The 13,369-nt window shown below is 39.1% G+C and carries 3 protein-coding genes; all 3 read left to right on the top strand.

The window, feature by feature from the left end:
- Positions 1-89 precede the first annotated feature (89 nt).
- Positions 90-881 carry a hypothetical protein gene (locus O3607_RS09250; RefSeq protein ID WP_285365510.1) on the top strand — a complete coding sequence of 264 codons (792 nt, stop codon included), beginning with the start codon at positions 90-92 and terminating at the stop codon, positions 879-881.
- A 656-nt stretch (positions 882-1,537) separates the two neighbouring features.
- The gene (locus tag O3607_RS09245; protein WP_371443758.1) at positions 1,538-11,668 is read left to right on the top strand and encodes an ESPR-type extended signal peptide-containing protein; all 10,131 of its coding nucleotides are present in this window, start codon (positions 1,538-1,540) and stop codon (positions 11,666-11,668) included.
- A gap of 111 nt (positions 11,669-11,779) precedes the next feature.
- Entirely contained in the window at positions 11,780-12,580 is an 801-nt protein-coding gene (locus O3607_RS09240; RefSeq protein ID WP_371443757.1) for a hypothetical protein, read from the top strand.
- Positions 12,581-13,369: the final 789 nt, after the last annotated feature.

Below are 13,369 nucleotides of genomic sequence, written 5' to 3'. Positions count from 1 at the left end.
TTGTGAAAGCAGTGCTTTCAGATATGAATGTAAAATAGGTGTGAAAGATACTTTCACCATAATCTAACGATAGAAAAGAGGAATATAGAATGAAAAAATCTACATTACTTGCTTGTGCAGCGGCTCTTGTTATTTCTACAGGCGTTGTAGGTGCACAATCTGCTCCAACATATGACGATAATTTAATTTTACGTAATCCAGTATCTGCTCCAGCATTAGGCAATGTTGTATTGGTTCCTGTGGCTAGCCCACAAACAGTGTCTGCAGTTCATGACTATGTGAAAGCTTGGCAAAATGCGGAAATCAACATCGCAAAAGCTAAAGTGAAATACGACAAACATGAGCAAATGACTAAAGCTGAAAAAATCTGGTTACATTCCTATGACAAACACAACTATGCTGACTACTTCCGTACACATTCCATCGGTCGTGTACATGGTCAAGAAGTGTTCTTGAACTGGAATGGTGAAAACCGCAACAAAAACGAATATGAATATTTCGAAATGCCTAAATACAATGAAAAAGATGGCTTCACTAATAGCTATGGTTACAATGTATTGCGTGGCATGGTAGATCAAATCAACGAAATCATCCAAAAACAAAAAGAAGTTGGCGGTCCTATGACTGACGACGAAGCACAAGCATTGGAAGATGCTATTTTGGATGTAATGGCTAAAGACCAAGAAAACGTTTCTAACGAAGAACTTCGTCACTACATGAACGAAACAATCTGGTTCGCAGCTAAACAAACAGTTAAAAACAAAGCAAGTGAAGAACCTACTGTTCAAGATGAACACACTGTAGATCTTCGCGAAGCGATTAATCGCCCAGCTAACCAAGAAACTAAAAAAGTAGACTTGCGCGCTGCGATTAACAACTAATACCCTGGAACCCCGACTAGGGCACACAATCCTTATACAAATAACGCCATCCTTTTGGATGGCGTTATTTTTTATACTTTTTGGTATTGATTGTATAGCTATCATTTTATGAAATCTAATAGAGATCTAATAGCCTCCTTATCGTATAAGGAGGCTGTTTTTATAAATAAATATAAACTAAGTTAATAAAACGATTGAGCTTGTTTATCTATTTATTTGTGGAAATGCATCAAAAACACGATAAATACTATATTATCTATATAATTCGATTTAAAAAGTTTATATTTATAAATGTGAAGATAACATGGATGTTTCTATAGATTGTTAACATAATATAAACTGACTAAATCGAAATAGGGTACTATCTAATATAAATGTTTTATATTATATATAATAACTATATTAATATAGCTACATTTATTGGGCATGAGTAGATACTTCCTCGTCAAATAAACTCAATTTTATTAAATTTATAATTCTAAAATTTTCTTTAATAATTTCAAGGAATTCTATTTACATTTAGTTTATAAATTGGTATTATATAAATATCTTAATGAAGAGTATGTGAACGTGTGTCATAAACAATTCATGAAACAAAAAGTGTACATAAGGCATTTAGTGTTTTCTTATAAGAGAGAAAGGGGTTCATAGTTTCTATGAATAAAGTTTTTAAAGTCGTTTATAGCAAATCTAAAGGCTGCTACGTAGTAGTTCCTGAAACTGCTAAAAATAATAACGGCAAGAAAAAAGTATTAGCTAGCGTATTGGCTGGCTTGGCACTTGTTGGTGCAGCAGGTGTTACACCTGTGCATGCTACATTAAGCGCAGACGGCAGTATCGATACTAATAATAGTCGTATCAATATTAAAACTGCAAACACAGTAGGCGATTATGGTGATCAAACTGTTGGTGTTAACTCAGTTGCCGTTGGTTATGGTAACTCTACTAATAATGAAGATGGTACTATCGTTTATGGTGCGGCAAATAAAGCAACTGCAAATGCTGCTATTGCATTAGGTAATCGCAACGAAGCATCTGGTGGTAATGCAGTAGCTCTTGGTACTAGCAATACAGCAACTAACGTTAAGACAATTGCTATTGGTAATAAATCTAATGCTAATGCAGATGGTGCTATTGCAATCGGTGCATACAATAATCAGAACTATATAGAGAATAGTAGTAATACAACACCTAAACAAGCAGGCGGTAATTCTGTCGTTGTTGGTAACTATTCCCATGCAGGTGGTAGACAAAGTGTGGCTATTGGTAACAATGCAACGACTCAACATGATGATTCTGTAGCTATTGGTGCTGATGTTTCTGCATTAGCTGGTCATAATATTGCTATCGGTTCTGGTGGAACAAAAGCACAATCTGCTCCTGGTAAAACAGGTTCTGCAGCAATTGCGATTGGTCTTAATGCACAGGCTACATATGGAACTGATACAGGTGCATTTGACATGATTGCGATTGGTAATCAAACTACAGCATCTGCTAATGCGGCAACTGCAATTGGTACATTGTCCAAAGCAACTGCTAATAATTCCACAGCTATCGGTAATAAAGCTCAAGCTACTGCATCCGGTACACTAGCTATCGGTCAGGTAACTAACGCTAGTGCGCATGGAGCTGTAGCATTAGGTAATGGTGCACAATCCAATGGTGTGGGATCTACTTCTCTTGGTCGTACAGCTAAGGCTACAAATGATGGCTCTGTTGCAGTAGGTTTTAATGCAGAGGCTACCGGCGATCATGCTATTGCTATTGGTGGTGATGGTAAAGGTGAGGCTTTCACTGATAGCCCTAATACTTTTGCTGGCTTAAACCAAAAAACCACAGCAAGTGCAACTAATTCTATTTCTGTAGGTCATAACGCAAAAGCTAGTATTGTTGATGGCGTAGCTCTTGGTTCCTCTTCTGTTACAACAACAGATAAAGGCGTTCTTGGTTACAACCCATCCGATCCTCATGAACGTAAATACGCACCATTGACTGGTAATGTACAAACAGCTACTACAGCTGCTGTATCCATCGGCAATGGTCAACAAATGACTCGTCAATTGACTGGTCTTGCTGCTGGTACTGCAGACACTGACGCTGTTAACGTGGCTCAATTGAAAAACGTTGGCGTTGCTGTAACTGGTAACACTGGTAAAAGTGACTTCTTAACTGATGGCGGTAAATTAAATGTAATCGGTACAGGTCGTGTATCTACTGTAGCGGCTCATGACGGTGCAAAAGACTCCAGAATTACTGTAGGCTTTGATGATACTGGCATGGTGAAAGCTGGTAAAAACGTTACAGTTGACGAAAAAACTGTAAACGGTCGTACTACTTACACAATTAACGCTGCTGATACAGCTGCTAAATATGATTTCTTAACAAATGCTAAAGCTAACGGTGGTAAACTTGATGGTACTGCAAAACCTGCAACTGTTCAAAGTGGTACAACTGTTAACTATGCAGCTGGTAAGAACTTAACAGTTAAACAAGACATCGACCAATCCATTGGTGAACAAACATATACATACTCTTTAAATAGCGATCTTGGTGGCATTACTTCCATCACTAATAATGGTGGTACTACTATGCACTTTGGTCCTGACAACATCAGTATCACGGGTGGAAACCTGGATCTTGGTGATAACAACATCACTAACCTTAAATCTGGTGGCAATACAATTAACAACGCTGCTAACATTGGAGACGTTATCCGTATCTCCAAAGCTAATGAAAAACACATTAAACCAGGTGAATACGCAGTTGATAACAACGGCAAAGTAACAATGACATACGTTGATGGTAACAACAAAGACGTTCCTAACGAAACTGCTGTTATTACAGGTATTGCTAAACAAGATCTTTCCAATATCAACAATGGTGGTAAGACTGTCATTAAAAACCTTGCTAAAGAAGCTATCGACATGGAAAACGGTAAGAACACAACAGCTTCTCACCGTGACGTAAATGGCGTTAAAACTTTCAAAGTAGATGTTGAAGGTGATTTAACAGACATTACATCCATCACAAACAAAGCTGGCGACGGCAAAATTGCATTTGGTGGTAACCAAACTGTAAACGTAGCAGGCGATCACAACATTGCTATTAATGCTAAAGCTGGTGACATCACTGGTTTAACTAACGTAACTTTGGATGCTCCTGACTTCGCTAAAAAAGGTCGTGCTGCAACTGAAGAACAATTGAACATTGTTAATAACAAGTTCAATAACACAGTTGGTTTGACTGGTAACACAGGCGCTACTGAATTACAAAAGTTGAACAAACAAGGTGGCTTGAGCTTCGGCGTTGTAGGTGCTAACAATGGTGAGTACATCAAAACAACTGCTTCTGGTAGCGACGTAGTAGCTGACTTGTCTGACAGCGCTAAAAACAAATTGAACAGCACTGTTGAGGTTCAAGGTAAAAACGCTGCGAAAGTAACAAGCAACGTAGTTCAAAATGCAGATGGTAGTACTAAAACGATCTACACTGTAGATGTTAACAATGTAACACCTACTGCAGCTTCTACTGAAAAAGTACAAGCTAAAGCAGACGTAGCTGGTTCTAGCGACAAAAACATCGCAAAAGTATCCCCTAAAGCAGGCGATCAATTCGGTGAAGCTGGTGCAACTTACGAAGTAAACGTATCCCGTAACGACGTAAAAGACGCAGCTCGTGAAGCAGTTACTGTAAATAATGCAAACAATAACAATAACCCAATTACTGTTACACCTGTACAAGATGAAGCAAATCATAACACTACATACCAAGTAACATTCGATGGCGACAAAGCTGCTAAACAAATTCCTTTGACATACAAAGCGAATGGCACAAACGAACATAAAGTTACATTGGATAAAGGTTTGAACTTCACAAACGGTAAGAACACAACAGCTTCCGTAGATGCTGAAGGCGTTGTTAAATACGATGTAAACAAAGACTTAGTAGACATCCATTCCATTTCCAATACTACAAATGGTCCAAAAATGGAATTCGGTCCTAACTCCATCAACATCACTGGCGGCCCTATCAACATGGGTGACCAAAACATCACTAACCTTAAATCTGGTGGCGATGTATTGAATAACGCTGCTAACATCGGCGACGTAACTCGTATTTCCAAAGCTAACGACTTGCACATTGCTCCAACATCTTCTGACCGTCAAGGTGAAACTACTACATCTTACGCTTACGATGCAGCAAGCAAATCCGTAACATTGAAATACAACGATGGTAACGGTGCTACACAATCTGGTACAGTGGCGAAAATCGACTTGTCCGGTTTGGCTGATCAAATTAAAGATGGTTACTCCTTCTCCACTGACGCTAAAGGCAATGTAGTTGGTAACCACGCTGTTACAGCTGTTGGCAATGGTAAAACTGTTTCCTATGCTGCAGGCGATAACGTAACTGTAAAACAAGATATCGATGCTCAAACTGGTGAACATACTTACACATATGCATTGTCCAACAACATCGATTTGACTCCAAATGGTTCCTTGAAAATTGGCGACACTATTCTTAACAATGGTGGCTTAACAATTACAGGTGGCCCATCCGTAACTAAAACTGGTATCAACGCTGGTAACTTGAACATTACTAATGTGAAAGCAGGCGTAAATGATACTGATGCAGTTAACGTAAAACAATTGAAAGATGCTCGTACAGTAGTAACTTCCAACGATAATTCTGTAACAATTAACAAAACAGAAAACGGCAACCAAGTTACTTATGACTTGCATGTAGCTCCAGGTGCTGCACAATCCGTATGGAATGTGAAATCCACTGGTAATACAACTGCTGACTCCGAAGCAGCTGCTAAAACTATCACTGACGGTAAAACAGTTGAAATGGTAGCAGGTAAAAACTTGACTGTTAAACAAACTAGCAACAACGACGGTGCTAAAGTTGAATTCGGTTTAGCTGGTGACTTGACTAACATCAAGACTATTAAAAACGAAGGTCCTGCTACTTTCACAATCGGTGGCGATAACTTCGCATTCAATGGTGGTAATGTAAGTCTTGGTGGTAACAATATCACTAATCTTAAATCTGGTATCGTAAATAATAATGATACTGATAATACTAACGCTGCTAACATTGGCGACGTTAAACGTATCTCCAAAGCTAACGATATTCATATCAAAGACAAAACATACACAGTGAACGCTGATAAAACAGTTACATTGGAATATGTTGATGGCAATGATAATGCAGTAAACAAAACTGCTAAGATCGACTTGAGCAACTTGCCAACAGGCGATAAAGCTGCTGTTGAAAGCGTAGTTAAAAAATCTGCTACTGTAGGCGACACTAACATCGCTGACATCACTGTAGCTGACGGTAAACAAACTGGTGATGCAAATGCTAAATACGAAGTAAATGTTTCCCGTAATGCTGTTAAAGATGCAGCTCGTGAAGCAGTGACTGTAAACAATGCAAACAACAGCAACAATCCAATCACTGTTACACCTGTTAAAGATGAAACAAACCATAACACAACTTACCAAGTAGCATTCGATGGCGATAAAGCTGCTAAACAAATTCCTTTGACATACAAAGCGAATGGCTCCAACGACCAAAAAGTTACATTGGATAAAGGTTTGAACTTCACTAATGGTTCCAACACAACAGCTTCTGTAGCTGCTGATGGCGTAGTTAAATACGATCTTAACAACAACGTAAACTTGACTCCATCTGGTTCCTTAACTATTGGTGATACTGTTGTTAATAACGGTGGATTAACTATTTCCGGTGGCCCATCTGTTCTTAAAACTGGTATTAATGCTGGTAACTTGAATATCACTAACGTAAAAGCTGGCGTAAACGATACTGATGCAGTTAACGTTAAACAGTTGAAAGATTCTCGTACAGTAGTAACTTCCAACGATAATTCCGTAACAGTTAATAAAACTGAAAACGGCAACCAAGTTACTTACGACTTACATGTAGCTCCAGGTGCGGCACAATCCGTATGGAATGTGAAATCCACTGGTAATACAACTGCTGATTCCGAAACAGCTGCAAAAACTATCTCCGATGGTAAAACAGTTGAAATGGCAGCAGGTAAAAACTTGACTGTTAAACAAACTAGCAACAACGACGGCGCTAAAGTTGAATACGCATTGTCCGATGACATCAAAGTTGGTAACGACGGTAAAGATGGCAAAGACGGCGTTGACGGCAAAATCGGCGTAAATGGCAAAGACGGCTCTGCTGTTGTGATCAACGGTAAAGACGGCTCTATCGGCTTGAATGGTAAAGATGGTAAAGACGGTCTTACTATTAAAGGCGCTAACGGTCAAGACGGCGTAAATGGTACAAACGGTACTAATGGTATCACTCGTATCGTATACGAAGACAAAAACAACAACAAACACGAAGTGGCTACTACTGATGACGGCTTGAAATTCACTGGTAATAACACTGATGTTGTAAACAAAAACAAATTGAACAGTCTTGTTAAAGTTCAAGGTGAAGGCGTAGATAAAACAACTTCTGCATCCTTCAAGAGCGCTTCTGGTAACATCAACGTAAAAGCTGATGGTACTGATACTCTCGAAGTTCAATTGAACAAAGATTTGAAAAACATCACTTCCATTAAGAACGATGGTCCTGCAACTATGACAATTGGCGGCAACGAATTCAAATTCGATGGCGGCAACGTGAACATGGGTGGCAACAACATCACTAACCTTAAATCTGGTGGCGATGTAATCGATAACGCTGCTAACATCGGCGATGTAAAACGTATTTCCAAAGCTAACGATTTACATATCGCACCAACTCAATCCAACCGTGCAGGTGAAGCTACTACATCTTACTCCTATGATGCAGCAGACAAATCCGTTACATTGAAATACAACGATGGCAATGGCGCTAACCAAGCTGGTACAATCGCGAAAATCGACTTGTCTGGTTTGGCGGATCAAATTAAAGATGGTTTCACTTTCAAAGCAAATGCAACTGCTAACGGCGGTAAAGTAGAAGGTACTGCAACTGCAACAACTGTTGAAAACGGCGGTACAATCAACTACGCTGCAGGCAAAAACTTGACTGTTGAACAAACTATCGATCCAGCAACTAAAGACCACACTTACACTTATGCATTGACTGACGATATTAAACTTGGTCATGATGGTAAAGATGGTAAACCAGGTAAAGATGGTTCTATCGGTGTAAATGGTAAAGATGGTTCTGCTGTTGTAATCAACGGTAAAGATGGTTCCATCGGCCTCAATGGTAAAGACGGCAAAGACGGTCTTACTATTAAAGGCGCTAATGGTCAAGACGGCGTAGACGGTAAAAATGGTACTAATGGTATCACTCGTATCGTATACGAAGACAAAAACAACAATAAACACGAAGTGGCAACTACTGACGACGGCATGAAATATGCTGGCGACGATGGTCAAACTGACTCCACTAAAGTTATCGCTAAGAAATTGAACCAAACATTGGATATCACTGGTGGTGCGAATAGCACTAAATTGACTGAAAACAACATCGGCGTGAACAACGTAGATGGCAAATTGAAAGTTCAATTGGCTCAAAAAATCAACTTGACTCCAAATGGTTCCTTAACAATTGGCGACACTGTAGTGAACGATGGTGGCTTGACTATCAACAATGGTCCTTCCATCACTAAAGGTGGTATCAATGCTGGTGGTTTGAACATCACTAACGTGAAAGCTGGCGTAAATGACACTGACGCAGTTAACGTAAAACAATTGAAATCCGCTAAGACAGAAGTTAAAGCTGGTGACAACGTAACAGTTGATAAAACAATTGGTGCTGATGGTCAAAACATTTACACAGTAAATGCAAAAGCAACTAACCTTGGCGATGCTGAACTTAACTACACAGCTAACAACGGTACTAAACAAAAAGTTAAATTGTCTGAAGGCTTGAACTTCGTTGACGGTAACTACACTAAAGCTTCCGTTGATGCAAATGGTGTTGTTAAATACGACGTAACACTTGGTAAAGTGAAAGACGGCGTTGATGGTAAACCAGGCGTTGATGGTGATAATGGTATCGCTACAGTTAAAACTGTTGTAGATACAATCAACAACTCCGGTTGGAAAGGTGACGTTACTGGTAACACAGTAGGCGATCACACAGCTACAATTGTTAAACCTGGCACAACTGTAAACTTCGGTGCAGGTAAAAACTTAACTGTTGAACAAATCGTTGATAAAGTAACTGGCAACCACACTTACAACTATGCATTGTCCGACGATATCAAAGTTGGTAATGATGGTAAAGACGGTAAACCAGGCGTTGACGGTAAGATCGGTGTAAACGGTAAAGACGGTTCTGCTGTTGTAATCAACGGTAAAGACGGCTCTATCGGCTTGAATGGTAAAGACGGTAAAGATGGTCTTACTATCCGCGGTGCTAACGGTCAAGACGGTGTAAATGGTACAAACGGTACTAACGGTATCACTCGTATCGTTTACGAAGATAGCAACAACAACAAACACGAAGTTGCTACTACTGATGACGGCTTGAAATTCACTGGTAACAACGAAAGCGTTGTAAACAAAAACAAACTTAACTCCACAGTTAAAGTTAAAGGTGAAGGCGTTACTGAAGAGCAAGAAAAAACATTTGAATCTGCGGCAGGTAACATCGCTGTAACTGCTGATGGTAACGATACTTTGAACATTCGCTTGAATAAAAACATCAAAGGCATCGATAGCATCCAAACTAAGGAAATTCACTTAGGTACACCTGATAACTACACAACAATTAAGAAAGATGGGGACCGCATTAAATACGGCGACAAAACATTCGCTAACACTGACGATATCTGGACAATCCAAGCTAATGGCACAGATGTTCCAGCTAACGGCGGTAAAGTAAATGTTAAAGGTGCTGACGGTATTACCGTATCCAAATCTGCTAATGGCGAAATGACAATTAGTGGTGCTGGTCTTGGTACAATGAATAGCTTTAACGTTAAATCTTCTGGTAATACTACAGCTGATTCTGAAAAAACAGCTAAGAGCATTACAGATGGTAAAACTGTTGAATTCTCCGGCGGTAAAAACCTTACTGTAAAACAAACTAGCGACGAAAACGGCGCTAAAGTAGAATATGCATTGAGCAACAATGTAGATCTTACAAATAAAGGTTCCTTAACAGTTGGCGATACTAAGATCACTGATGGTGGCTTGGTAATCAACAATGGCCCATCCGTAACTAAAGACGGCATCAATGCTGGTAATAAACAAATTACTAACGTTGAAGACGGTGTAAACGATACTGATGCGGTTAACGTACGTCAATTGAAAGCAGCTAAAACTAACCTTGTTGACGGTCAAAACACTAAAGTGACTGGCGACGGTTCTAAAGCTAACCCTTACAAAGTTAATGTTGAAGGCGATTTGAACAAAATCACTTCCATCACTAACAACGAAGGCGATGGCAAATTAGAATTCAAAGGTGACCAAGTAGTTAACGTAGCTGGCGACAACACAATCAAGCTTGATGGTAAAACTGGTGACATCACTGGCTTAACTAACAAAACACTTGATTCTGCTGACTTCGCAACTAAAGGTCGTGCCGCAACTGAAGAACAATTGAAACTTGTTCAAGAAGAAGCAGCTAAAAAATCTACTGAAAAAGTACAAGCTAAAGCTGATGCTAATAACATTGCTAAAGTAGCTCCTAAAGCTGGCGATACATTCGGTGCTGCTGGTGCAACATATGAAGTATCTGTAGATAAAAACGACGTTAAAGATGCAGCTCGTGAAGCAGTTACTGTAACAGGTGACAACAAAGCGATCACTGTAGACGTTCAACCAAATGCTACTAACCATACAACTAACTACCAAGTTAACTTCAATGGTAACGAAGCAGCAAAACAAATTCCATTGACTTACAAAGAAAATGGTGGCAACGCTAAAACAGTAATGTTATCTGAAGGTTTAGACTTCTCTAACGGAGTAAATACTACTGCTCACACTGATGCGAACGGTAAAGTATCCTTCGACGTGAAAGGTGACCTCACTAACATCACTTCCATTTCCAATAACTCCAATGGTCCTAAAGTATCCTTCGGTGGCGATACTGTAAACATCACTGGTGGCAACCTCAACATGGGTGGCAACAAAATCACTAATGTTCAACGTGGCACTAATGATACAGATGCAGTAAACGTTAAACAATTGAAAGACTCCCGTACTACATTGACATCTGATGATCAATCTGTAGTATTGAAGAAAACTGAAACTGCTGATGGTGGTTTAAACTATGACCTTTCCGTAAAAGGCGCAGTTGACCCTCGCGTTGATCAATTGAACGAAGAAATCGGTCGTGTAGGTGCACAAGGTGCAGCATTGTCCGCATTGAAACCTATGCAATACGATCCATTGGAACCAACTCAAATCATGGCTGGTTACGGTAACTACCGTGGTAACTCCGCGATTGCAGTGGGCGTAGCTCATTACAAAAACGAATCCACAATGTTCCATGGTGGCTTGTCCTGGGCTGGCGGTTCTAGCCATATGATGGCAAACGCTGGTGTAACTTGGAAAGTTGGTAACAGAGATGCTGAAGCAGCTGTAGCAGATCGCTACCGCAAAGGCCCTATCAGTTCTGCATACGCAGTACAAACTGAAATGGCTGCAATGAAAGCTCAAAATGCCGGATTAAAAGGTGAAGTATCCGACTTGAAATATGAAAACGAACAAATTAAAGCTCAAAACGCTGGTCTACAAAGTGAAGTAGAAGTATTGAAAGCTCAAATGGCTGCAATGATGGCGAAAATGGGTATGTAATTTTCAAAACTAGGCTTTAAAATCTAGTTATCAATTGGATATAACTGGCTAGGGGTTCCTTCGGGAGCCCTTAACCAGCACATTAATTCGACTATGGAAAGAGGAATAGATATGAAAAAATCTACAATGCTTGCTTTCACAGCAGCAGTTTTATTGAGCGCAGCATCCTTCACTGGTCATGCAGCAAGCGCTCCAACATATGATGACAACTTGATCTTACCTAACCCTGCATCTACACCTGGTTTAAGCAATGTTGTATTGGTGCCTGTGGCTAGTCCACAAGTTGTACAATCTATTCATGATTATGTGAAAGCATGGGAAAATGCAGAACAAAAAATCGCCTTAGCAGAAGCTAAACGCAATAATCATGAACAATTGACTAAAGCAGATAAAATCTGGTTACATTCCAAAGATAAGCATAACTATGCTGATTACTTCCGTACGCATTCCTTAGGCCGCGTACACGGTTTTGAAACAGCTTTAAATTGGAACGGTGAAAACCGTAATAAAAACGAATACGAATACTTTGAAACACCTAAATACAATGAAAAAGATGGCTTCGTAAACAGCTATGGTTATAATGTATTGCGTGGCATGGTAGATCGTGTTAACGAAGTAGTTCAAAAACAAAAACAAATTGGCGGTCCAATGAATGATAACGAAGCACAAGACTTAGAAGATGCTATCTTGGATGTCCTTGCTCAAGAACAAGAACATGTATCTAACGAAGAACTTCGTCATTACATGAACGAAACAATTTGGTTCGCTGCTAAAGAAACAGTTAAAAACAAAGCAAGTGAAGAACCAACTGTAGCCGATGAGCATGTAGTAGACCTTCGCAAAGCTATCAATGAACCAATGGGTAGCAATGACTACAACAAAGTAGATTTGCGTAGCGCAATTCAACAATAATAGATACTTATAGCAATGTAGGTATTAAAGCCTTGTCTTCTCTCGTTAAAAGGCTTAGTTGATCTCTAATACATACTGATGGTATACGTGTATCCCTTACTGCACGTGTATCTACAATGACACAATGGCCCTTATATTGAGTTTATGAGGGCCCCTATACCCTGGACCCCCGACTAGGGAACACAAATCCTTATTAAACAACGCCATCCGTTTGGATGGCGTTGTTTCTATTTATAATAAGTAAAAAAGAATATAGTAGCCTTATATAATATATATACTATATAAGGGGTAATATAATACGTGGAAATAAATATCTATATTGCTGAGGGTATTCCGCAGGTACTAAAACAAGACTTATAAAAGCCTAAAATAGTAAACTAACGATATATTAATCTAATTGAATTGTATTAGAATATCAATATAATTAATAAATACAATATATAGTATGATGAGTAAAGAGATATACCATATAAGGAGATATGGAAAAAAGTTTGTAAAATTTTAAAATTAGGGGTTGCGTACCTCAGTTCTTTGTACTATAATAGCTATACAGTCGTTCGAAGCGACTGTTTATTAGTTAGCAAACACTAGATAAAATCTATGTTTGTTGATAATCGTTTTAGAATAAAAAGGTAATTCCTGATTGAAACAGAGATTACAAAATTCTAAAAAAGATTATAAAAAGGTGTTGACATGAAAGTGACAACATGTTATTATAATCTAGTCGCCAGTTGGTGAAACACTTCGAAAGAAAGTGCTTCGAAGCTAGATATAATCTGGTTTAACTGG

It is taken from the genome of Veillonella sp. 20925_1_51 (assembly GCF_041431445.1).
GTDB classification, from domain to species: domain Bacteria; phylum Bacillota; class Negativicutes; order Veillonellales; family Veillonellaceae; genus Veillonella; species Veillonella nakazawae.
Note: the sequence above shows the minus strand (reverse complement) of the source record. Positions and strands in the feature narration are given on the sequence as shown.